Consider the following 22,782-nt stretch of genomic DNA (forward strand, 5'->3'; position numbering starts at 1 on the left):
CATGTACACGTACGATCGCAATTGGTCCCCGCTGCAACAACGCGCAATCGAGTCACGCGGCAGCAACGTGGTGGTGTCGGCTGGGGCGGGCTCTGGCAAGACCTCCGTGCTGGTTGAACGCGTCGTGCGCTGCATCGCCGGGCCGGACCCGGTGGACATCAATCGACTGCTCATCGTGACGTTCACCGAGGCGGCTGCGGCGGAGATGCGCCACCGCATCCGCGAACGGCTGCGCGGCCTGCTCGCGCGTGCGACGGAGGCGGGCGACGGCGCCTTGGCGGCCCGCATGGCCAAGCAGCTGACGCTGCTCGATCAGGCGCAGGTTTCGACGCTGCACAGTTTTTGTATGACGATTGTCCGGCGTAACTTTCTGGCGCTCGGATTGGAGCCGTCGTTCCGGATTTTATCCGAGGAGGAAGTGCTGCTGATTCGCGACCGGGTGCTTCGTGCGGTGCTGGAACAACGCCTGTCCGACGACGAGAAGCGGCCTGCGACAGAGCGGATGCTGCGCCGCTTCGGCGCGGCGGACCCGCACAAGATTGCGCCGCATGTCTTCCGCATCGATCAATTTGCGCGCAGCCAACCGGATCCAGAAGCCTGGCTGATGCAGATGAGCCGGTGGTTTTCCGAGGCAGCGGGCCAATCGTTCGCCGATTTGCCCTGGTCGCCGGCGTTTTTTGCCTGGGTCGACCGCCACTTGGAGGAAGCGCTGCTGCATGCCATCGAGGGCGAACGGGTGGCGTCCGAACACCCGGAGCTTGCATCGTATGCCGCGAATCTGTCCGATGCCGTGGAGGGGTTGCGGCAAGTGCAGGCGATGCGCGCGTCCGGGCAGCCTATGAACGCCTGGTGTGCGGCGCTGAAGGAGGTCTTCAAGGGGTCCCCGCGCGCGAAAAACCACCCTGAAAAAGCGCGTGTTCAGGCCCTGCGAAGGGCGGCGCAGAACAAGGTGAACGCGATTGCCGATGTCTGTTCGCGCGGGGAGGCCGCGCTTGTGGCGGACATCGTGCGGCTGGCGCCCGATGTGGCCGAACTGGCGGCGTTGGTGTCGGAGTTTCAGGCGCAGTGCGCCGAGGAAAAACTGGCGGCGGGCGGATTGGATTTCAACGACCTCGAACACTTCTCCCTGCGCGCCCTGTCTGACCCGCAGACGGGTGAAGCCGTTCGCCTGCGGGCGCAGTTCGCGGAAGTGTTTGTGGACGAGTTTCAGGATACGAGCCCGATTCAGGATGCACTCTTGAATCAAGTGGGACGGACGGAAGGCAACCTGTTTGTGGTTGGCGACGTCAAGCAGAGCATCTACCGTTTTCGCATGGCGGAGCCGCAGCTGTTTCTCGGCCGTTACCAGGCGCACGCGCGGGACGGCGCAGGTCAGGTGATTGACCTGCCCGATAATTATCGGAGCCGGGCAGAGGTTGTTTCGGCCGTAAATTTCGTGTTTCAGCAAGTGTTTTCGGAGGCTTTTGGCGGTATCGCTTACGACGAGGGCGCCATCATGCGTGCGAGCGCCGTCTATCCAAGCGACGACGAAGGGGGGCCCATGTTAACAGGTCCTGTCGAGGTGCACTTGGTGGAGCGGACGGAATCGCTCGAAGACCTGGCACATCCGGCCGATGAAGCGGCGGACACTGCGGCGCTCAATGAGGCAAGCGAGACAGCCGAAGCAGCCGCGGTTGGCGGCGGGGCAGGCGAGGCAGCCCAGCAGAACCCGGATGCGCCGACCGCCGACGAGTTGTCCGCGATTGAGAAGGAAGCGGTCGTGATCGCCAACCGAATCCGCGCGTTGATGGGCCAGGTCCCCGGCTGCCCGCGCGCCCGTGTGTGGGACAAGGACCACAAGTGCTACCGGCCCATCCAGTACCGCGACATCGCTGTGCTGCTGCGGTCGGTGCAGGGGCGGATCAACGCCGTGCTCGAGGTGTTTCGTCAGTTCCACATCCCAGCCTACGGGCAAACCTCGGCGGGGTTTTACCAGGCGCTCGAAGTGAATTGGCTGTTGTCGGCACTGGCGGCGATCGACAATCCCCGGCGCGATGTGGACTTAGCCGCACTGCTGCGCTCGCCGCTCGTCGGTTTTCGCGATGAGCACCTTGCGCTGCTGCGCAGCGGTGAGCGGGGATCGCTCTATGATTCGATTCGCCGCGCGGTTCGGCGGGCGAAGCGCGACGACCATGCGTGGGAAGGGCCGCCTGAATTGGCGGGGCTGGCCGAGGAAGCGTGGGCAAAGGCGGCGGCATTCATGAAGACACTGCACGCCTGGCGAACGCTGGCGCGCAAGGCGAACGTGGAGACGGTGCTGCGGGAAATCATCGCCGAGTGCGACTTTCTCCACTACGTGACCGGGATGGCGGGCGGCGAGGTGCGCCGCGCCAATGTGGAGTCGCTGCTCACGCAGGCGCGCGCCTTCGACGCCCAGTCGGTGGACGGCGTGCATGGATTTATCGCACGGACCGAGGATACGACCGCCCTCGACTTTGACACGGGCGAGGCCAGAACCCTTGGTGAAAATGAAGATGTGGTGCGGGTCACAACCATTCACCAAAGCAAGGGCCTGGAGTACCCGGTGGTGTTTGTGGCGGACCTCGGTAAGCAGTTTTACCGCGGCAGTCAGGAACGGGCACTGGGCTTGCACCGGGCGCTGGGCTTTGGACCGCAGATGATGGACGATGCGATGCGAAGCCGGTGGGCGACGCTGCCATCCATCGCGATCGAAGAAGCCGAACGAACGGAGTTCCTGGCCGAGGAGGCACGTGTGCTGTACGTGGCGATGACGCGGGCGCGCGAGCGGCTGATTTTGGTCGGATCGGCCCAGCAGGTGGCACATCTCATCGAGGAAGCGGGGCATCGCGTTCAATTCGGAGCTTCCATGGGCATCCCGCTGCCGCCCAGCACGCTGCTCGGGGCGAAGACCTGCCTGGACTGGCTGCTGCCTGCCTTGTGGCGCCATCCGCAAGCAGGCAGCCTGTTCACGGCGCAAGGGGAAGGGCATGTTGTGCAGCGTCCATCCGACGTGCCGGATTTCGGCGCGCGCTTCTCGGTGACGCTGTGGAACGTACCGGGACGGCCGCTCCCGGCTGTGGCGGAGGCGGACGACGGGGCGAGCCCGGTCGCTGCAGCGCCCACGCGCATGCCATCGACGGCGGAGCCCGCACACGCCGCGGACACGGTACCGCCGGCGGCTGGGGCGGGGGTCCCCTCCCCTGAAGTTTCTCCGGAAGACATCCGGCGCCAGGTCTTCGCGGCGTTGTCATGGGTGAACCCAAACGCCAGTCTGGTGGATGTGCCTGGCAAAATCTCGGCGACGGACCTGCGTCGCCTGTGGGTGGCGCGGCGCGGCGAAGCCCGGCAGCGGGTGTACCGCGGACAGGCCGAACACCTTCTGGACGATCCCGCCTTTGTCACGGCGGCGGGCAGCATTTCCGCCCGTGCCCGAGGCACGGCGTTCCACGCGGTGATGCAGCATCTGGACTTTACGATTGAGCGGTCCGAAGCGGCCGTACGGGCGGAACTGCACCGCATATACGATCTCGGCTTGTTGTCCGAGGCGGCGTTTGCGGCCATTGATGCAGCGGCTGTGCTGTCGTTTTTGCAATCCGAGCTCGGCGAGCGTCTGCGGCGGGCCAAGCGGGTGATGCGTGAGCGGCCGTTTTTCAGCCGGATCGACTTGTCGCAGCCGCCGGAGGCTGCGGACTTCCTGCGGGGGCGGCCCGTGTCTGCAGGTTCACCCGCCGAGCCAGTCGCAACTGCCCGTCGACTGGACCCTGAGATCGGACCGTTTGTCGTGGTTCAGGGCGTGATCGACGTTCTGGCGGAGGAAGAAGATGGCTGGCTGATTGTGGACTACAAGACAGACCGCGTCAACGCGGCGAACGTGGAAAAACAGGCGGCAGAGTACACGGCGCAGCTGGGCGCGTATCGGGCTGCCATCGCGGCGCTGCTGCAAGGGAACGCCGCGAACAGGGCGGTCGATGTCCATCGTCCGACGCCGCGCGTGGAGGCCTACACCTACTTCATGGAGCCGGGTGTCGCGGTCAAGATGCAGCCGGTGGATGTATCCGCTGTGTTTCGCACACTGGAGAGAAGCGAAACGGGGGTTACGTTTTCCGAGACTGCGAACCGTTGACACGAGCTTCTCACCAGGCATACAATGAAACAAACGGTACCAAGCAAGCGCTTGTTTTGGATAGGCCACGGCGGTTCATCGGGGATTCACACAATCACGCCCCTCTGATGGTTGGGATGGAGGCGAATTCATGGCCGATCGCGGTCGACGCGACCAGATTCTGCATGCGGCGCGCACGCTCTTTAGTGAAAAGGGTTACCATGCCACAACCATCCGGGACATTGCGCAGATGAGCGGCCTCTTGTCAGGCAGTCTCTACGCGCACATTCGGACGAAGGAAGACCTGCTGTTCGAAATCACGGATGAGGTGGCTGACCAGTTCTTGGAGGGCCTGCAGGCGGTCGTGGACAGTGCGGACCCGCCGCCTGTGAAGTTTCGTCGTGCACTCGTGTCTCACATTCAGGTGGTGGCGCGCAATCTCGACGCCGCCAGGGTGTTTTCCCACGAGTGGCGGGCGCTGCAGGGCGAACGACGAGATCGGATTCAGCAAAAACGGGATGAATACGAACGCCTGTGGACCGCAGTGTTGTCGGAGGGCGTGGCGGCCGGATGGTTTTATCCGTCACACCAGCGTTTTGCTCGAATGGTCAGCTTGTCCGTCGCCAACTGGGTGTACCAGTGGTACGATCCGAGTGGACAGTTGAGCCCAGAGGAAGTGGCGGGCCGGCTCGCGGACGTGTTGCTGACCGGACTGCAGAAGCCGGCTGCGTCGAGCAAAGCACCCATGGGAGAGGTATCAAGCGCGTGTCCAACCGAATGACGGCCGGCTGGCGGCGCGTGACGAAGGGGAGTTGGCAATGAGCACGACAGAGCGAATGGTGACTGACCAAGCGGCGCTGTACGAGCAGTTTATGGCGCGCATTGAACGCGGCGAGAAAATCGAAGCCACCGACTGGATGCCCGATGAGTATCGCATGCTGCTATTGAAGTTCATTCAGATGCACGGCGTCAGCGAGATTATGGGCGCGTATCCGGAAAAGGAATGGGTGCCGAAAGCGCCGACACTGCGCCGGAAGCTCGGCATCATGTCGAAGGTGCAGGACGAAATGGGGCACGGCCAGCTGCTGCTGCGCGTCGCGGAAGAGCTGGGACGACCGCTGGGTATGAACCGCGACACCATGATTGAAGACATCTTTGACGGACGCATCAAATTCCACAACGTGTTTCACATGCCGGCGCCGACCTGGGCGGATGCGGGTGTGATTGGGTGGCTGGTCGATGGGGCGGCCATCGTATCACAGGCAGCCTTGCTGGACACTTCGTATGCGCCGTATGCCCGTGTGCTCAAGCGGATTTGCGCGGAGGAGAGCTTCCACATGCAGCATGGCGAGTCCATTATCCTGTCGCTGGCAGAAGGAACCAAGGCGCAGCGCCAAATGCTGCAGGACGCTGTGAACCGCTGGTGGGAGTCGTTGATGTTCTTCTTCGGACCGCCGGAGATTTCGGAGTCGGCCCGCAAGATGATGATGTACCGCATTCGGGAGAAGACCAACGAAGAACTGCGGCAGAAGTTCCTCTCGCGCTATGTCCCGCGGATTCATTCGCTGGGCCTGACCATTCCTGACCCAGAACTGCACTTTGACGAATCCACGGGTCAGTGGCACTACACCCAGCCCGACTGGAAGCGGTTTGGCGAGATTGTGCGCAAGAATTCTGGACCGATGTCGCAGGCGCGCATCGCGCTGCGCCGGCAGGCGCATGAGGGCCAGGCGTGGGTGCGCCAGGCCATGAAGCGTGCGGCCGAGATTGAAGCAGGAGGCTGAGCCAAATGGCTGACTTGGCAGCAGACGCCACATACGAAGCCTACGAAGTGTTTGTCCAGTACAATGCGCTTGACCCGCACGTGTATGTCGGCAGCGTGTTAGCGGCTTCGCCCGACATGGCGCTGTTGGTTGCGCGTGAAAACTTCCTGCGGCGGGACAAGGCGGTCAGCCTGTGGGTCGTGCCGAAGCAGTCGATTTCGGTCAAGACCAGTGAGGACAAGGACTTCTTTGCATGCGAATTTGACCGCGACTATCGCCGCGTCGACGGATACGCGGACAACGCGCGCCGGTGGAAAGCCTTTAAGCAAAAGGCGCTTCACCTGGAGGACATTGTCAAGGATTGAGGACGGAGGGGGTGAAACAAGTGGCAGACGTTTTGCAAACCGCCGCAGAGGTACAGGGTCGGCCTGCGCTCCGTGCGGCACTGGCAGGGCTGCTGTACCAGATGGCCGACGACGAGCTGGTCATCGGGCACCGCGATTCGGAGTGGCTGGGCGTGGGGCCGGAGATTGAAGAGGATGTCGCGTTTAGCTCCATCAGTCAGGATGAAGTCGGCCACGCCGTGTTCTGTTACCGCTTACTGGCCGATCTCGGCGAGGGTGACAGCGACTCCCTGGCCTTTGAACGACCCGCGTCCGCGCGCCGCAACGCGCTGCTCACAGAGCGCGGCAACGGGGACTGGGCTTTCACCATCGCCCGGCACTATTTCTACGACACCTTCGACCGCATCCGCCTGGAGGCGCTGAGCCAGTCGAGCTATGAACCCTTGCGGCAGGGCGTCGTGAAAATGATGCGGGAAGAGTACTACCACGGACTGCACGTGGGCACGTGGTTCCGCAAGCTGGCCATTGCCGGAGGCGAGGCGAAGGAGCGCCTGCAGCGGGCGGTGGATACCCTTTGGGCCGACATCGACGACCTGTTTGCGCTCGGCGCTGTCGAGTCCGAGCTGCTGGCGGCGGGTATCCTCTCGACGAGCACCGCCGCGTGGAAGCAAACGTGGCTGGCGGCAGTGACTGCGATGATGGAGACCGTGGGGCTGAAGGTGCCTGCGGCCGGCGTCGAAACGGTGCGGCAGGAGGGTGTGGAAGCGTGGTCCCGCTTGCACCATTCACCCGCGCTGGAAGATTTGCTCGCGACGATGAACGAGGTCCGCGACTTGGACCGGGCTGCGGTCTGGTAAGCCCGGCAGCGAATCGCAAACAGTCGTGCTGACCAAGAGACCAGCCAGAAGGGAGGGTGGCGCTATGGGCGTTGAACTCGAACACAGCCTGGCGTCCCACGATGCTGACCTGGAAACGGCGGTTCGGGCGGCCTTATTGGAAGTGAACGACCCGGAAATCCCGACCCTCAGCGTGCTCGATCTCGGGATGGTCCGTGAAGTCACCTGTTCGGACGGCTGCGTGGAAGTCAAAATGACGCCTACGTTTATGGGGTGCCCAGCGCTGGCCATCATCCGCAAGAATGTCGAAACGCGTCTTCAGCAAGTGGAGGGCGTGAAGGCGGTCTCTGTGGATTTTGTCTACGACGAGCCCTGGACAACCGATCGCATTTCCGACATTGGCAAGCAGAAGCTGAAGCAGTTCGGCATTGCCCCGCCGTCTTGCAGCTTGCTGCAGATGAAAAACCTGACCGCGGAGTGCCCGTACTGCGGCTCGACGCACACGCGGTTAGAGAACCTGTTCGGCCCCACCGCGTGCCGCTCGGTGTTCTACTGCGAAGACTGCAAGCAGCCGTTCGAAGCCATCAAACCGGTGTGACGGCACAAGCAAGCGTTGACGGCACGAGCACATCAAAGCCCCAGGCTGTGCCGTGGGGGTCCCGGTTTGGCGCAGGAAACAGTAGAAAACAGGAACTGACATACGAAATGACGTGCCAATCGACACAAAAAGTGGCACGTCATTTTTTGTTACACGTGCGCCGACGCGCTATGATTGGGTTGTTACAAATGGCACTCCATCACGTTACCCACACAGAAAGGCGTGAACCAGATGGCGACAGGGGCACATGAAACGTCTGTAAAAAGGGGCGTCAGGATTGAAATCATCTCCATCGTTTGGATGGTCATAGAGGCAGCGGTTGCAATCGGTTCAGGTATCGTCGCACATGCGTTATCCTTAATGGCCTTCGGGGCGGACAGCATGATCGAACTCGTTGCGGGCGGCATTTTGCTCTGGCGGTTAGCCATGGAAGCACGAGGAGCAAGTCTTGCGCGTGTGAAGAAGGCAGAGAACGTGTCGTCTTGGGTGGTCGGTATTGCGTTACTCGCTCTTGCCGTGTATATCGTCGTTGTTTCCATCGTCAAGCTTGTCGCCCATCAGGGGGCGGAAACAAGCTTTATCGGAATTGGATTAGCGATTGCTTCAGGGCTTATCATGCCGTATCTGTCACGGGCGAAGAAACGCATCGGTTCGGAAATTGGCAGTCAGGCACTGCGAGCAGACGGTTCATGCAGCATCGTTTGTGCGTACATGGCATGGATTGTTCTCGCCGGTGTCGTTCTGACTGCTCTTCTCGGCTGGTGGTGGATTGACGCCATTGCAGCACTCGGACTCGTTTACTACGTGGTCAAAGAGGGGTGGGAAGCGGTTCAAGAAGCTCGGGGCAAAGAAGACACGTGTGGCTGCGGGTGTTGACATGACGACCATCGGCCATGATTCAAGGAATGTCAAAGGTAGCACGATGTGCTACCTCCTTCGAACCTTCCCTTATTCTGCCCTTGATTTGCTTTTTATCCTGGCAGGCTGCCGCCGAACGACATGTACAGGAGCAACAGGTTCAGGGCGACAATGATGACGGCGCAGCCCGTCGCCGTCCACGTGACGATGGGGCGGTTGACCAGACTCCCCATGATGTCGCGCCGTCGTGTGAAGTACACGAGGGCGATGACGGGCATCGGCAGCACCAGACTCAGAACCACTTGGCTCAGGACGAGCGTGCGGGTTGGGTCCACGCCCAGCGCGACGATGATGATGGTGGGTACCATGGTGATGACGCGCCGCAGCCAGACGGGAATCGTGAATCCAACAAACCCTTGCATGATGACCTGGCCCGCCATGGTGCCGACAGCTGAGCTCGAGATGCCCGACGCGAGCAGCGAGATGAGAAAGACAGCCGCAGCGGCGGAACCGAGAATCGGGGTCAGCGTATGGTATGCCGTTGCGATGTCCGCGATGTGGGTGCGCCCCGTGTTATGAAAGGCGGATGCAGCCATATACATCATGGCCAGGTTGATGAGCCCTGCCAGAGACATGGCGATCACGACTTCCTTCGTGTTAAACCGGAAAATTTTCCGCTTTTCTGCTTCGTTGCGTGCGACAATCCGGTTCTGGGTCAGCCCCGAGTGCAGGTAGACGGCGTGCGGCATCACCGTCGCGCCAATGACGCCAACCGCCAACAGCACGGAGTCACTGTTGCCGAGCCAGGGAACCACGCTGTGGTAGGCGATTTGGCTGAACTGCGGTTTCGCCAAAATCGTCTCGACGATATAGCAGGCGGCAATCAGCATGACCAGCGCCGCGATAAATTTCTCGAGCGGCCGAAACCCGAATCGCTCCAGCGCCAGAATGAGGTACGTTGCCGCACCTGTGAGCAGCGTGGCGAACAACATTGGGATGTGAAACAGCAAGTTCAGTCCCAGGGTCGCCCCGAGGAATTCGGCCAGGTCGGTCGCCATCGCCGCGATCTCCGAAAATCCCCACATCACATAGGTCAGCCAGCTTGGGCAGTAGGCGCGGCACATTTCCGGTAAATTCCGGCCGGTCGCGATGCCGAGCTTGGCAGACATGTTCTGCAGCAGCATGGCCATCAGATTGGCCAGGACAACCACCCACAGCAACTTATATCCGAACTCGGAACCACTCTGAATGTTGGTGGCGTAGTTTCCTGGATCGATGTAGGCAACGGCTGTGATAAAGGCGGGTCCGAGAAACGGCAGCAAGGCGCGCAGGCCCTTTTGCTGCCTGGACAAGGATGCGCGGGCAGCCAGGATTGCTTTATTCTCTTTTGCTTGAACCATAGGCGTGCTCATATCATCCCCACCGTTCCTGGAAGATGCCGTCCGACAATGAGAGAAGCTGCATCGTGATGAAAAAAGCTGCATCATCAATGGATGCGGTGCATTCCCAGACTGCCACGATGTTTCCTGTCCGCCACATTATTGCTCATCGGCAACAATGTTAGCTTAGGGAAACTTTTTGCTACACCTAGTATACACCATTTGGGCCGGGGATGTGACAGAAAAGTTTGGTATGCGTCACTTACTTGCGGGTAGAACGTGAAGGTCTCTCCTGAAACCAGTAATAGTAGACGGAGAGGTGCACGGAGAGGCGCTGCACGGGGTCGTCCAGGTCGACGTCAAGGATTTGGGACAGCTGTTCCAGCCGGTGGTACAAGGTTTGCCGATGAATGAACAGCTGGTCTGCGGTCTGCTGTTTTGACCGGTCGGCGTCCAGGTACACCTTTAAGGTCTCCAACAGATTGGCATGGTGGGTGCGGTCGAACGCCACCACCCGGGCCAGGTCGTCGCGGACGTATGCGCCTGCCTCCGGGTGCTCTGCCAGCAAGGTGATGAAGCGGTAGATCCCGGTGTCTTCATACGCCATCCATCCGCCCGCCTGCATTTGCCGGCACACGCGCAGCGCGGTCACTGCGTCGGTGTAGCTTTGCTGTGCCTGGCCGAGGCTTTGCACTTCACTGCCGATGCCCATGAACACGGCCGCTTCGCCCAACCGTTGGTGCAGGACGCGCACCATCGACTCGTAGGCCGCGGCGAAGGGCTGGCGCCACGGGACCTGCTGCAGCGCACCTTGGCCTTTGGCTTTGCCGTCGCGTGTGTATTCCAGCAGCGCCACCACCGCATCCGCGCGCACGGACAGATAAGGCTGGATGCCATGTCTGGCAAACGCGCTGCGAATATGCAGCGATACATCTGATTTCCACTGAAACCAGTCGGCATCGATGCCGGACGGGTGAGGGGGCCGGTGCAGCGCCGCGGGTGTGACCACCTCCGGAATTGCGATGACAGCCGCCCGGTAGCCGCGTACCGCGGTGTCCTTGCGTTCTGCACGCTGACCTGTGCGCAGGGCGTCTTCGGTCAGGGTCGTCTGGACGTCGGTGCGCAGCCCTCGAATTTGCTGCTCGACCCACTCTTGTTCGTAAAAGGATTGGCGTTCCTGCATCAAAATGAGTTTGTGTATGTCCTGGGTGATGTCCACGAACCGCACGGGGGACGGGAAGACGATGAGCGGGAAGTCCGACTGCTCCGCCTGGTCGATCACCGCCTGCGGAACCTCGCGAATGTTGGTGCCGAGTTCAATACACAGCCCCGCAGCCTGTTTCTCGACGAGCTGGTTGAGAAAGGCTGCGAACCGGTCGACATGACCGCCGAACCCCATGCCGGTCGTCAGCACGAGCTCCGCGCCGTGCAAGTGGATCGCCGCCTCCGGCACATCGAGAATATGCACCCACCGAACGGGGCGAAGCAGGCCTTCGCTGCCTGCGACCAGTTGTGCCGCTGCAAAGACCGGGCGGCGCAGGACATCCGTCACCCGAAGCATCGTCTGCACGTGGTTTCCCTCTTTCCAACGCAACTTGCGTGCCGCGGATGAATCTTGCGGCGAGCCATCCTGTACGGAAGTTGCCTCCGAATTTCATACACTCTGTCGCGTGTTGGACAACGCGTTTCGCTAATACCCTGATGTCGACAGTCTAACATGACCACTTGAATTTTTGGGAGCGGACATGGGGCAGGTCGGGCGTATGGTCAGGAGCACGAATGGAAGAAAGGGGAGGTTGTCTTGACGGACCAGACGGTGACCGCAGCGTCTGCGGACTTTGTGGCCAAACAGCGCAAATACCTCGCGCCGGGGGTCGCCACGTATTACGACACGCCCATTGTGATGAGTCACGGGGCTGGGTGTTACCTGTATGCGTCGGACGGAACGAAGTATCTGGACTTCTTTGGCGGCATTTTGACGGTTTCCGTGGGACACGCCCATCCGCGGGTCAACAGGGCGGTGATTGACCAGATTCAGAAGCTGACGCACGTCTCCACGCTGTATGTCACAACCCCGATGGTCGAGTTGGCGCAGCGTCTGGCAGAAATCACGCCGGGCGACCTGGCGGTGAGCTTCTTTACATCGAGCGGTACGGAGGCGAATGAAACGGCGATCGCGATGGCGCGCATGGCGACTGGCGCGTACGAAGTCGTGGCCCTGCGCCACAGTTACAGCGGGCGGTCGGCGCTGGCCGCGACCCTGACCGGCCAAGCCGGGTGGCGGCTCGGGATGCACGGGACGCCAGGGGTGGTGCATGCGATGAACGCGTATTGTTACCGCTGTCCCTTCGGCAAAACGCCGGACCGCTGTGGACTGGAATGCGCCAAGGATATGGAGGAGACGCTGCGGACCAGCACATCGGGGCGGGTTGCGGCCGTGATCGCTGAACCGATTCAAGGGGTGGGCGGTTTCATCACGCCGCCGGATGCCTACTTCCAGGAGATTGCCGAAACGGTGCGTAAGTACGGGGGACTGTTCATTGCCGATGAAGTGCAGACGGGCTTCGGCCGCACGGGCCGGGCGTTTGGCATCGAACATTCGGGGGTGCAGCCGGACTTGATGACGTTTGCAAAGGGCCTCGCGAACGGCCACCCGATTGGCGCCACCATCGCGACGCCTGCGGTTGCAGCGGCGTACACCAAACCCACGATTTCGACGTTTGGGGGCAACCCGGTGTCGATGCGCGCGGCGCTCACGACGTTGGACGTGATCGCCGAGGAAAATCTGACGGAGAACGCCCGCGTGCAAGGGCAGCGGCTGCGCGAGGGACTGGAAGAACTGCAGCGGCGCTACCCGATGATTGGCGATGTCCGCGGCAAAGGTCTGATGCAAGGCATGGAGTTCGTACGTGCAGACAAGGAACCGGCGCCCGACTTGGTAGCCAAGTTTGCCGAGTACACCCGGCAGAACGGGCTCTTGATTGGGAAGGGCGGATTGTATGGAAACACGGTGCGCATCGCGCCTGCGATGAATGTGTCTGCCGCGCAGGTGCAAGAGGCGCTTGAACAGATGGCGGAAGCGCTTGCTCGGATGACGGCCGAGGAGCCGGAGCTGGCCCGCTTGTCAGCGGACTGACAGCTTGCACATACCGCACGGAGGCGACGCATAGAAGTTTGTGTACAGCCGGGGCCTTCGTCAGAAGCGGTGTGGGGCCAAAGGGTACGGAGGGGAGGCAAACCGATGGAATGGAGTCCACATTCGGCAGGCGGGGCGGCACCGGGCACGGTACCGCCGGCGGCGAGCCGGGTGCACGAAAGCATCCACAAGCCTTTGACCAGAGAGGAGGTCATGCGGGAGGCCAATCGTTGTCTGTTCTGCTACGACGCACCTTGCACGCAGGCGTGTCCAACGCACATCGATGTACCGGGGTTCATCCACAAAATTGCGACGGAGAATCTTCGCGGCAGCGCGCGCGTCATCATGGACGCGAACCCGATTGGCGCCAGCTGCGCGCGTGTGTGTCCGACGGAAGACCTGTGCGAGGGTGCCTGCGTGCTGGGCAAAGACGAGTCGCCGATTCGGATTGGCGACTTGCAGCGCTACGTGACGGACTGGGCGAAAGCAACGGGTGTGCAGCTGTTTACAGCGGGCCGGCCGACCGGGTTTCGCGTCGCGGTCGTGGGGGGCGGTCCAGCCGGGCTTGCTGCGGCGAGAGAACTCAGAAGATTCGGCCATGATGTTACGATTTTTGAGGCAAAGGACCAACTCGGCGGACTCGACACCTTTGGCATTGTTCCGTTCCGGCTGCCCATAGAAGAGGCACTGTGGGAGGCGCAGCAGGTGGTGGAGATGGGGGTGGATGTGCGGACCTCCACCGCGGTCGGCGTGGATGTTTCGGTCGACGATGTGCTGTCGCAGTACAACGCTGTGGTATTGGCGTGCGGGATGGGGCAGGTTCCGCCGCTCGGCATTCCCGGGGAAACGCTCGAAGGGGTGTGGGACGCGATCGCGTTCATTGAGCGGGTGAAGACCGGGGCGGACGTCGGCGAGCTGGGACGTCGGGTCGCCGTCATCGGTGCGGGGAACACCGCGATCGACGCGGCCACGTGCGCGCGCAGGCTGGGCGTGGAAGAAGTGGTGATGTACTACCGGCGGACAGAGCGGGAGATGACCGCTTACCCGTTCGAATACGCGTTTGCCAAGTCGGAAGGGGTGGTCTTCCGCTGGAAGTGCGCGCCCGTTCGCGTGCTGGGTGCGGGCGGACGGGTCATTGCGCTCGAACTGACAGAGACCACGCTCGTGACGGACGAGGCGGGCAGACAGGTGCCCGTGCCGGTCGCGGGTTCTGAATTCACGGTGCCGGTGGACACGGTGATTTCCGCGATTGGACAGAGCCGCCTCACGCCGCTGGTGGAGGCCTTTGGGCTGGCGCATCAGGGCGGCGTGGTGCAACTGACGAGCGGGCAGCGCACGAGCGAGCGCAAGGTGTTTGCGGCGGGCGACTGCACATTTGCGAAAGGCGGCCGCGAGGCCATGGTGGTCGAGGCGGCCGAACAAGGCAAGCGGGCCGCCTGGGAAGTGGACGTTTTCTTAAGGGGAGGCGGTCAAGATGGCTGACCTGTCAACCAATGTCGGCGGGATTCGCAGTCCGAATCCGTTTTGGCTGGCTTCCGCGCCGCCGACGAACAGCGGCTACCAGGTGATGCGGGCGTTTGAAGCGGGCTGGGGCGGTGCCGTATGGAAAACCCTCACCGATGACCCAATTGTCAATGTCAGTTCGCGCTTTGCCGGGCTGTCCTGGAAGGGCCAGCCGATGGTGGGCATGAACAACATTGAGCTGATTTCCGACCGCCCGCTGGAGGACAATCTCCGGGAAATCCGGGAGGTCAAACAGGCGTTTCCGGACCGGGCCGTCGTCGCGTCTTTGATGATTGAACCGAAGCGCGAGCGCTGGCACGAGGTCGTCAAACGCGTGCAGGACGCTGGCGTGGACGGGTTTGAACTGAATTTCGGCTGCCCGCACGGCATGTCGGAGCGGGGCATGGGCGCGGCGGTTGGACAGGTGCCGGAGCTGGTCCGGCAAAACACCGAATGGGTGGTGGAAGTGGCGGAGGTGCCGGTGATTGTCAAACTGACGCCGAACATCACGGACGTCCGGCACACGGCGCGCGCGGCGGTACAGGGCGGCGCGCACGCGGTGAGCATGATTAACACCATCAACAGCCTGATGGGGGTCGATCTCGACACCTGGAACCCGATTCCGCACGTCGATGGACGCGGCGCGCACGGCGGTTATTGTGGACCGGCGGTGAAACCCATCGCGCTGCACATGGTGGGCGACTGCGCACGGGACCCTGAGGTCACCGTGCCCATCTCTGGCATCGGCGGCGTCGCGTCGTGGCAGGATGCGGTGGAGTTTCTGTTGATGGGCGCCAGCAACGTGCAGGTGTGTACGGCAGCTATGTACTACGGGTTTCGCATCGTGGAAGACATGATTGACGGGCTCAACCAGTACCTCGACGCCCGCGGCATCGCGAGCGTGCAGGAGATTGTCGGCCAGTCGGTCCCGCGTTACGGCGACTGGAACGACCTGAACCTTTCTTACAAGGTGGTCGCACGCATCGACCAGGACAAGTGCATCCACTGCAACCGCTGCTACATTGCGTGCGAGGACGCGGCGCACCAGTGCATTGACCGCGTGCAGACCGCCGGTCGAGAGACGCAGTTGGTGGTCGACGAGACGGAGTGCGTCGGGTGCAACCTGTGCAGCATGGTGTGTCCTGTGGAGGACTGCATCACCATGGTCCAGGTGGAGACAGGGCGGCCGCCGCAAACCTGGCGCGAGCGGCAGCTGCAGGCTTGACGGACACGGCAGAAAAGGACACGGCAGAAATCACTGAGGAGGCGAGCGACATGGGCACAGTCATTCGAGGCGGCACCGTCGTGACGGCAGCCGACATTCAGCAGGCGGACGTATTGATTGAAGGTGAGGTGGTGACGGCGATTGCAGAGACCATCCCGACCGACGGCCACCAGGTCATCGATGCCGGCGGGTGTTATGTGATACCCGGCGGGATCGACCCGCATACGCACCTGGATATGCCCTTTGGCGGGACGGTGACGGCCGACGACTTCCGCACGGGGACCATCGCGGCGGCGCACGGGGGAACGACCACGGTGATTGACTTTGCGCTGCACAAGAAGGGAGACACGCTGGCCAACGCGATCGGCACGTGGCACGGCAAGGCCGAGGGGAAGGCGGCGATTGACTACGCGTTCCACGTGATGGTCGGGGATATGAACGAGCAGGTGATGAATGAAATCCCGCACATCGTGGAGGACGAGGGGGTGACCTCGTTCAAAGTGTTCATGGCGTACAAGAACAACCTGCAGGTGGACGACGAGACGCTGTTCCGCACGCTGCGGCTGGCCGCGGCAAATGGAGCGCTGGTCCAGGTGCACGCCGAGAACGGGGACGTCGTGGATGTGCTGGTGCGCGATGCGCTCGCGAAGGGCCACGTGGAACCGAAGTACCATGCGCTGACGCGGCCGCCGGAGGCAGAAGGGGAGGCCACCGAGCGCGCCATTCGGCTGGCGGAGATTGCACAGGCGCCGCTGTATGTGGTCCACGTGACCTGCGAGCAGGCCGCAGAGGCCATCGGCGATGCGCGCAAGCGCGGCCTGCCGGTGTTCGGCGAGACCTGTCCGCAGTACCTGGTTTGCGACTACTCCGACTATGAGCGCCCCGGCTTCGAAGGTGCCAAGTACGTGATGTCGCCGCCGCTGCGCGACAAATCGCACCAGACCGTGCTCTGGAACAAGCTGAAAAGCGGCGAACTGCTGGCGTTCGGGTCCGACCAGTGTTCCTTCAACTTCAAGGGGCAAAAGGAACTGGGCCGCAACGACTTTTCAAAGATCCCGAACGGCGCTCCCACCATCGAGGACCGTATGGCCATCCTCTACCACCACGGGGTGAACGCTGGCCGGATTTCCCTGAACCGGTTCGTCGCGTTGACTTCGACCAACAATGCGAAACTGTTTGGCTTGTTTCCCCGGAAAGGGACCGTGGCGGTGGGGAGCGACGCGGACATCGTGATTTGGGACCCGAACGCAGAACGCGTGATTTCCGCGTCGAACCACCACATGAACGTCGACAACAACATTTTTGAAGGCATGGCCGTGCGCGGGCAGCCACGAACGGTGCTGCTGCGGGGCAGCGTGATTGTTGACCGCGGGCAGTTTCTTGGCGAACCGGGACGCGGCCGGTTTCAGCGCTGCGGCAAAGTCACGGCGACGGCCATTTAGGCGGCCATGGAAGGCGGCTGTGCAGACGGCCGCGGAGACGGACATGTAAGGAGGGACCCAGTGATGTCAGCCAAAGTCACCATTGGACTGATTCAGGCGCACCACGATGTCGACGGCAGTGAACCGGTGGAAGTCCACAAGCAGGCGGCCATTGAAAAGCACCTGAAGATGATTCGGGACGCAGCGGCGCAGGGTGCGCAGATTGTCTGCCTGCAGGAGTTGTTCTATGGTCCGTACTTCTGCACGGAGCAGAACGCGAAGTGGTACGCGGCGGCGGAGAAGGTGCCCACCGGCCCAACGGTCCGGCGGATGCAGGATGTGGCCAGAGAACTGGGCATTGTGCTGGTCGTTCCATTGTATGAGGAGGAAATCCCCGGCGTTTACTACAACACGGCGGCGGTGATTGACGCAGACGGACGTTTCCTTGGCAAGTATCGAAAGCATCACCTGCCGCAGGTCCAGGCGGGTCCCGCTGGCTGCGGGTTCTGGGAGAAGTACTACTTCAAGCCTGGCAATGGCGGCTACCCCGTGTTTGATACCGCGTTTGCGAAGGTTGGCGTCTACATCTGTTACGACCGCCACTTCCCGGAGGGCGCGCGGCTGTTGGGGCTGCACGGTGCCGAAATCGTGCTCAATCCCTCTGCGACCGTTGCTGGTTTGTCGGAGTACTTGTGGAAGCTGGAACAGCCTGCGCATGCGGTCGCGAATGGGTATTACGTGGGTGCCATCAACCGCGTGGGGTATGAGACACCGTGGAACATGGGCGAGTTTTACGGACAGTCCTATCTGGTCGATCCACGCGGGGAATTTGTCGCACTGGGCAGCCGCGACAAGGACGAGGTGGTCCTCGGCGTGATGGACCGCGCGGAGATTGCGCAGGTCCGCAACACCTGGCAGTTCTACCGCGACAGACGGCCAGAGACGTATCAGGACATGGTCGAACTCTTGCCGTAGCGCAACCGAAGCGGCGCAAAAAGAGAGGGGATGGTCAAATGGCGACTCAAGTCCAGCGCGGCGACGTCGTTGTGTTGTCGGACGCCGCCGTGCAATCGGTGGCTGGGAACCACGCGCTGTGGAACGAGGACCTGCGTCCGTGTACGCGGGCGGAACACGCGTGGCCCGGCATGAAGTTTGCCTCCCTGTGGATCGGCATGTGTATCTGTCTGCCCACCTATTCGATGGCCAGCGGCTTCATCGCACTGGGCATGAACTGGTGGGAGTCGGTGCTGACGGTGCTGGTGGGGAGCTGCATTGTGCTCATCCCGATTCTGTTGATGTCGCACGCGGGCACGAAGTTTGGCATCCCGTATCCGGTCTTTGCCCGGCTGTGGTTCGGCAAGCGCGGCGCGCACATTCCGGCACTGGCCCGTGCCGTCATCGCGGCGGGCTGGTTTGGGATCAATTCCTGGCTGGGCGGCCAGGCGCTGGACGCCATCTTGGGGCGGGTCATCAGCCACTGGGGGTCCTTCAGCTTTCACATGGGGCTGTCGTTCCTGATTTTCTGGGCCATCAACGTCCTCATTGCGATGCGTGGGCCGCAGGCGATTGGCAAACTGGCGATGTTCGCTGCGCCGACGCTCGCCGTCGGTGCCATCGCGCTTTTGATTTGGGCCGCCGCACACGCGGGCGGGTTCGGGGAAATGCTGTCGGCACCGGCGGCCATTCACGGCGCGAAATTCTGGGCTGCGTTTTATCCGTCCGTGATTGGCGTGATTGCCTTTTGGGCGACCATGGCCCTCAACATTCCGGATTACACGCGCTACGCCGCCACCCAGCGGGGGCAGGTGCTGGGCCAGATTTTTGCGATGCCCATCACCATGGCGTTGTTTTCCTTCATCGGGATCGCGGTGACGTCCGCGACGGTCATTTTGTATCATCAGGCGATGTGGGATCCGGTGGACTTGATTGCCAAATTCCCGACGGTCATGGTCATTGTTGCTGGCATCGTTGTCATCCTCTCGTCTGTGACCATTAACGTCGGAGCCAACGTGATGGCCCCTGCGCGCGCGTTTGAGAACCTGTGGCCGCGCCGCATCACGTTCGCGGTGGGGGCCGTCATCACCGGTCTCTTGGCGTTTGGAATGCAGCCGTGGTACGTCCTCTCGGAGTTCAGCAACTACATCTACAACTGGCTGGGGACGTACGGTACGCTGCTGGGACCGTTTGACGGCATCGCGATCGCCGATTATTGGCTGGTTCGGTCCCGCCAGTTGGACCTCCTGCACCTGTATGCGGCGTCCGGGCGCTACGATTACGCCCGCGGTTTCAATCTGCGGGCGGTCGGTGCGCTGGTCATTGGCTGGGTCATCGCGCTGCTCGGCTTGGTGGTCCCGGGGCTGAAGTTCCTGTGGAGCGGGGGCTGGCTGTTCAGTTTGCTGGGCGGTATGGTCGCGTACTGGTGGCTGATGAAGGGACATGAGTCGATCCTCACCGACACGGAGTATCAGGACATCACCTTGCTGGAGCCAGCCGCAGGGTCCGTGACGTATGCGCCGGAGGCCGCGGTGACGAAGTAGGGAACCTGCCTGCGCAGGGCGCCCGGCGTGGAAGTCATGGCGGAAGACTGGTATGATGCCTCAGGGGACGCTCGTCCCTGGGAGGCATCTTTGTTTTGAAGAGGCCGTACCCACCCGCTTGCGAAGGGCTGCGGCCCTGGTCGGGCACAAAGTGGAACGGAGGGGTGATCGGTGCAGGAATCGAATCCAGGCAGGACCCAAGGGGCTGCCACCGTGTTGGCTTCCCTTCAGTGGATCGCGTTCACGCTCGCAAATGTCCTGACGGTCCCGGTTGTGCTGGGGCAAGCCTTTGGCATGTCGCCGCAGAACACGGCGACATACCTGGACCAGACGCTGATTGCCTGCGGAATCATTGGGATTCTTCAAGTCTTGTTAGGTCACAAGTACCCGATTATTGAAGGACCGGCGGGGACGTGGTGGGGCGTCACAGTCGTCCTGGTCCAGATGACGAAAGAGACGGGCGGGTCGCTCCCGCTCTTGCTGCGGCAGTTGGAGTGGGGCCTGCTGGCGGCAGGTGTGGTGGCCATTTTGCTGGCCGTCTGCGGTTTGCTCGGGTGGATCCGGCGCCTGTTCACGCCGATTGTCACAGGGACGTTCATGCTGCTGTTGTCGCTGCAGCTCTCGCGGAGCATGGTCGCCGGGATCCTCGGGATTGGCAGTCAGCCAGGCGGCGACGTGATTGACGTCAAGGTCGCGGTGCTGGCGATTCTGCTCATCGCGTTTACGGTCTGGCTGATGGTGAAGGGCCGCGGGCTCATCAAAAGCCTGGCGGTGCTCATTGGCTTGGCAGTGGGCTGGGCTGTTTTCGCGGTGTTTGGCTTGGCGCCGTCGCCACAGTCCGTGCCGGGGCCTGTGGTGAAGCTGCCAGCGCTGTTTCCGTGGGGGCCGCCAGACTTTCATGCCGGGATTGTGGTCACGTGTGCCATCACGATGCTGGTCCTGATGTCAAACCTCATCACCAGTGTGCAGGTGATGGGTAATGCGATGAAGGAGCAGCCGGAGGATGCGAAGTTTGTGCGCGGCACGCTGATGACGGGGGTGGGGACGGCGATTTCCGGTGCGGCCGGTTCGGTCGGCTTGATTCCCCTGTCGACGGCGGCCAGCCTGGTGGCGTTAACCGGCATTCGCGACCGTTTGCCGTTTCTGATTTCCTCCATCGTCATTGCCGTGCTCGGCATGGTTCCGTCGGTCGGGCAGCTGGTGGCTGCGATGCCGGCACCGGTTGGGTATGCGGTGATGTTCGCGATTTATGGGCAGCTGCTGGGTTTTGGGCTGCAGGACTTCAAGCGCCTCGCGCTGAACCAGCGTGACGTATTCGTGGTCGGGATCGCGGTGTTGTCCGGCGTTGGCATCTTTTTCGTGCCGAGTACGGCCTGGCGGACCTTGCCGCCGATGCTGGCCTATTTGCTGGATAACGGATTGATTGTGGGTGTCGCCCTGGTGGTGATTTTGGAGTACCTGGTGTTTCGCAAGCGCGACGGCGCGGGGCTGGCGGAGCCTGAGTCCGACGCTGGAGCGGGCGGGGATGTTGGCGCCTGAGCGGGGTCGCGGGGTCGCTCGCGACCGCCTAGGGTAGCAAAGGTACCTTAAGCGGCCAAGGCTCGGCCCGCTCGCGGCGGCCCTGGGGCACAAAAGGCTCCCTAAAGTGGATGGTCCGGCCAAGCCGGACCTCCGATAGGGAAACAAAGGTGCCTTAAGCGGCGCAGGGCTACCCCGCTCGCGGCGGCCTAGGGCACAAAAGGCTCCCTAAAGTGGATGGTCCGGCCGAGCCGGACCTCCGATAGGGAAACAAAGGTGCCTTAAGTGGCGCAGGGTCACCCCGCTCGCGACCGCCTTGGGCACAAAAGGCTCCCTAAAGTGGATGGTCCGGCCGAGCCGGACCTCCGATAAGGAAACAAAGGTGCCTTAAGCGGCGCAGGGCCACCCCGCTCGCGCAAGCCGAGCTTCACCCCGCCCGCGCAAGCCGAGCTTCACCCCGCCCGCGCAAGCCGAGCTTCACCCCGCCCGCGCAAGCCGCGCCGGCCTCCGCCCCTCACTACGGGTGCTTCTGAAACACTTCAGGTTTATCCGTCAGCTTGGGCAGCCAGGATTTCATCTCACTGCTTTTGTTCTTGTTGGCGACAAGCACCTGGTTGTCGTGGCAGACGATGAGCAGGTCTGACACGTCGTACAGGTACACTTCGTGTTTGGGCGCGAAGACGATGGAGTTCTGCGCGTCCAGGGACTTTACTTGGCCAAACGTGTAGTTGCCGGATTCATCCTGGTTGAGGACACGTTCGAGTGCAGTCCACGAACCGAGGTCATTCCAAGGGAAGTAAGCGGGCACGACGGCCAGCTTGTCGTGAATCTTCTCCATCAGGCCGTAGTCAATCGACACTTTGGGCAATGCTTCAAACTGGCTCCAGTCCATGGCCCGGAAATCCTGCTGAATCACTTGGTAATGCTCCGGCAGGTGCGTTCGGAACGCTTCGATGCCAACGTCACAAGGGATGGCGAAGATGCCGCAGTTCCACAGGTACTGGCCGGAGCGCACCATTTTCAGTGCGACTTCCCGCGAGGGTTTCTCATGGAACTTGACCACCGGGCAGACCGGCCCGTCTGTGCGTTCGTATTCCACATAGCCGTAACCCGTTTCGGGGTAGTTGGGGACGATGCCAAACAGCGTGATCCGGCGGTGCATCTGCGCGTAATCCATGGCCGTCGCGAGCGCGCCGTCCCATTCTGTCCCAGCCTCGATGTGGTGGTCCGCGGGGCAAAACAGGAGAACGTCAAACGCGCCCTTGAGTTTCGCCAGCGCCAGCGCAATCGCGCCAGCCGTATCGCGGCGCGCCGGTTCCAGAATGATTTGCTCACCAGTGACGCTGGGTAACTGGTGCAGGACCGTGTCCTGAAACGACGCCTGGGTGACGATAAAAATTTGGTCGGCGGTGAAGCGCTTCCGCAGCCGCGTATACGTCTCTTGTAACATTGACTGGTTGCCCACCAAGGGCAAAAACTGCTTCGGCAGCGAAGCGCTGGAATACGGAAACAACCGCTCGCCCGATCCGCCTGCCAAGATGACAGCTCCGTTCATGCCAAGC

17 protein-coding genes are annotated in these 22,782 nt (G+C 62.0%); 14 read left to right on the top strand and 3 right to left on the bottom strand.

Going from position 1 to position 22,782, the window contains the following annotated elements; all coding sequences use genetic code 11:
- Window position 1 precedes the first annotated feature (1 nt).
- The 7 genes from JI721_RS13150 to JI721_RS13180 all read left to right on the top strand — a co-directional run bounded on the left by JI721_RS13150 (window position 2) and on the right by JI721_RS13180 (window position 8,519).
- The gene (locus tag JI721_RS13150) at window positions 2–4,123 is read left to right on the top strand and encodes a UvrD-helicase domain-containing protein (RefSeq protein WP_274455325.1); all 4,122 of its coding nucleotides are present in this window, start codon (window positions 2–4) and stop codon (window positions 4,121–4,123) included.
- Window positions 4,124–4,253: 130 nt separating this feature from the next.
- Window positions 4,254–4,883 (top strand): TetR/AcrR family transcriptional regulator, encoded by a 630-nt coding sequence (locus JI721_RS13155; protein ID WP_274455326.1) that lies wholly within the window; start codon window positions 4,254–4,256, stop codon window positions 4,881–4,883.
- Between the two features lie 37 nt (window positions 4,884–4,920).
- Window positions 4,921–5,886 (top strand): 1,2-phenylacetyl-CoA epoxidase subunit PaaA, encoded by a 966-nt coding sequence (paaA, locus tag JI721_RS13160; protein ID WP_274455327.1) that lies wholly within the window; start codon window positions 4,921–4,923, stop codon window positions 5,884–5,886.
- A gap of 5 nt (window positions 5,887–5,891) precedes the next feature.
- Complete coding sequence (locus tag JI721_RS13165; RefSeq protein WP_274455328.1) at window positions 5,892–6,230, top strand: phenylacetic acid degradation protein; 339 nt, start codon at window positions 5,892–5,894, stop codon at window positions 6,228–6,230.
- Window positions 6,231–6,250: 20 nt separating this feature from the next.
- Window positions 6,251–7,066 (top strand): 1,2-phenylacetyl-CoA epoxidase subunit PaaC, encoded by an 816-nt coding sequence (paaC, locus tag JI721_RS13170; protein ID WP_274455329.1) that lies wholly within the window; start codon window positions 6,251–6,253, stop codon window positions 7,064–7,066.
- A gap of 64 nt (window positions 7,067–7,130) precedes the next feature.
- Window positions 7,131–7,643: a 1,2-phenylacetyl-CoA epoxidase subunit PaaD gene (paaD, locus tag JI721_RS13175; RefSeq protein WP_274455330.1), complete on the top strand. Its 513-nt coding sequence runs from the start codon at window positions 7,131–7,133 to the stop codon at window positions 7,641–7,643.
- A gap of 231 nt (window positions 7,644–7,874) precedes the next feature.
- The gene (locus tag JI721_RS13180; RefSeq protein WP_274455331.1) at window positions 7,875–8,519 is read left to right on the top strand and encodes a cation diffusion facilitator family transporter; all 645 of its coding nucleotides are present in this window, start codon (window positions 7,875–7,877) and stop codon (window positions 8,517–8,519) included.
- 95 nt (window positions 8,520–8,614) lie between these two features.
- Here JI721_RS13180 and JI721_RS13185 read toward each other — a convergent pair whose 3' ends face one another.
- Window positions 8,615–9,913 carry an Nramp family divalent metal transporter gene (locus JI721_RS13185; protein ID WP_274455332.1) on the bottom strand — a complete coding sequence of 433 codons (1,299 nt, stop codon included), beginning with the start codon at window positions 9,911–9,913 and terminating at the stop codon, window positions 8,615–8,617.
- Window positions 9,914–10,142: 229 nt separating this feature from the next.
- The gene (locus tag JI721_RS13190) at window positions 10,143–11,441 is read right to left on the bottom strand and encodes a PucR family transcriptional regulator (protein ID WP_274457861.1); all 1,299 of its coding nucleotides are present in this window, start codon (window positions 11,439–11,441) and stop codon (window positions 10,143–10,145) included.
- 240 nt (window positions 11,442–11,681) lie between these two features.
- Between JI721_RS13190 and JI721_RS13195 the strand changes: the two genes are divergently transcribed.
- The 7 genes from JI721_RS13195 (at window position 11,682) to JI721_RS13225 (ending at window position 21,241) form a co-directional block, all read left to right on the top strand.
- Entirely contained in the window at window positions 11,682–13,016 is a 1,335-nt protein-coding gene (locus JI721_RS13195; protein ID WP_274455333.1) for an aspartate aminotransferase family protein, read from the top strand.
- A gap of 105 nt (window positions 13,017–13,121) precedes the next feature.
- Window positions 13,122–14,498 (top strand): NAD(P)-dependent oxidoreductase, encoded by a 1,377-nt coding sequence (locus tag JI721_RS13200; protein ID WP_274455334.1) that lies wholly within the window; start codon window positions 13,122–13,124, stop codon window positions 14,496–14,498.
- The gene (gene preA / locus JI721_RS13205; protein WP_274455335.1) at window positions 14,491–15,744 is read left to right on the top strand and encodes an NAD-dependent dihydropyrimidine dehydrogenase subunit PreA; all 1,254 of its coding nucleotides are present in this window, start codon (window positions 14,491–14,493) and stop codon (window positions 15,742–15,744) included. The genes JI721_RS13200 and preA overlap by 8 nt, the downstream gene beginning before the upstream one ends.
- 50 nt (window positions 15,745–15,794) lie before the next feature.
- Window positions 15,795–17,186, top strand: coding sequence for a dihydropyrimidinase (gene hydA / locus JI721_RS13210; protein WP_274455336.1), 1,392 nt, complete (start codon window positions 15,795–15,797; stop codon window positions 17,184–17,186).
- Window positions 17,187–17,249: 63 nt separating this feature from the next.
- A complete protein-coding gene (locus JI721_RS13215) occupies window positions 17,250–18,140 on the top strand; it encodes a nitrilase-related carbon-nitrogen hydrolase (RefSeq protein ID WP_274455337.1) in 891 nt (296 codons plus the stop codon).
- A 38-nt stretch (window positions 18,141–18,178) separates the two neighbouring features.
- The gene (locus JI721_RS13220; RefSeq protein ID WP_274455338.1) at window positions 18,179–19,702 is read left to right on the top strand and encodes an NCS1 family nucleobase:cation symporter-1; all 1,524 of its coding nucleotides are present in this window, start codon (window positions 18,179–18,181) and stop codon (window positions 19,700–19,702) included.
- A 171-nt stretch (window positions 19,703–19,873) separates the two neighbouring features.
- Window positions 19,874–21,241 carry a purine/pyrimidine permease gene (locus JI721_RS13225; protein WP_274455339.1) on the top strand — a complete coding sequence of 456 codons (1,368 nt, stop codon included), beginning with the start codon at window positions 19,874–19,876 and terminating at the stop codon, window positions 21,239–21,241.
- Window positions 21,242–21,737: 496 nt separating this feature from the next.
- On the opposite strand, the gene JI721_RS13230 is transcribed toward JI721_RS13225, so the two are convergent.
- Complete coding sequence (locus tag JI721_RS13230) at window positions 21,738–22,775, bottom strand: mannose-1-phosphate guanylyltransferase (RefSeq protein WP_274455340.1); 1,038 nt, start codon at window positions 22,773–22,775, stop codon at window positions 21,738–21,740.
- Window positions 22,776–22,782 lie beyond the last annotated feature (7 nt).

The organism is Alicyclobacillus cycloheptanicus, assembly GCF_028751525.1.
Taxonomy (GTDB): Bacteria; Bacillota; Bacilli; order Alicyclobacillales; family Alicyclobacillaceae; genus Alicyclobacillus_L; species Alicyclobacillus_L cycloheptanicus.

Bases quoted from the DNA above. Each gene is read 5' to 3' on its own strand.
- JI721_RS13155 (WP_274455326.1), top strand. From the start codon at position 4,254: ATGGCCGATCGCGGTCGACGCGACCAGATTCTGCATGCGGCGCGCACG.
- hydA (WP_274455336.1), top strand. From the start codon at position 15,795: ATGGGCACAGTCATTCGAGGCGGCACCGTCGTGACGGCAGCCGACATT.
- paaD (WP_274455330.1), top strand. From the start codon at position 7,131: ATGGGCGTTGAACTCGAACACAGCCTGGCGTCCCACGATGCTGACCTG.
- paaA (WP_274455327.1), top strand. From the start codon at position 4,921: ATGAGCACGACAGAGCGAATGGTGACTGACCAAGCGGCGCTGTACGAG.
- JI721_RS13150 (WP_274455325.1), top strand. From the start codon at position 2: ATGTACACGTACGATCGCAATTGGTCCCCGCTGCAACAACGCGCAATC.
- JI721_RS13190 (WP_274457861.1), bottom strand. From the start codon at position 11,441: ATGCTTCGGGTGACGGATGTCCTGCGCCGCCCGGTCTTTGCAGCGGCA.
- preA (WP_274455335.1), top strand. From the start codon at position 14,491: ATGGCTGACCTGTCAACCAATGTCGGCGGGATTCGCAGTCCGAATCCG.
- JI721_RS13185 (WP_274455332.1), bottom strand. From the start codon at position 9,913: ATGAGCACGCCTATGGTTCAAGCAAAAGAGAATAAAGCAATCCTGGCT.
- JI721_RS13215 (WP_274455337.1), top strand. From the start codon at position 17,250: ATGTCAGCCAAAGTCACCATTGGACTGATTCAGGCGCACCACGATGTC.
- JI721_RS13230 (WP_274455340.1), bottom strand. From the start codon at position 22,775: ATGAACGGAGCTGTCATCTTGGCAGGCGGATCGGGCGAGCGGTTGTTT.
- JI721_RS13220 (WP_274455338.1), top strand. From the start codon at position 18,179: ATGGCGACTCAAGTCCAGCGCGGCGACGTCGTTGTGTTGTCGGACGCC.
- JI721_RS13180 (WP_274455331.1), top strand. From the start codon at position 7,875: ATGGCGACAGGGGCACATGAAACGTCTGTAAAAAGGGGCGTCAGGATT.
- JI721_RS13165 (WP_274455328.1), top strand. From the start codon at position 5,892: ATGGCTGACTTGGCAGCAGACGCCACATACGAAGCCTACGAAGTGTTT.
- JI721_RS13200 (WP_274455334.1), top strand. From the start codon at position 13,122: ATGGAATGGAGTCCACATTCGGCAGGCGGGGCGGCACCGGGCACGGTA.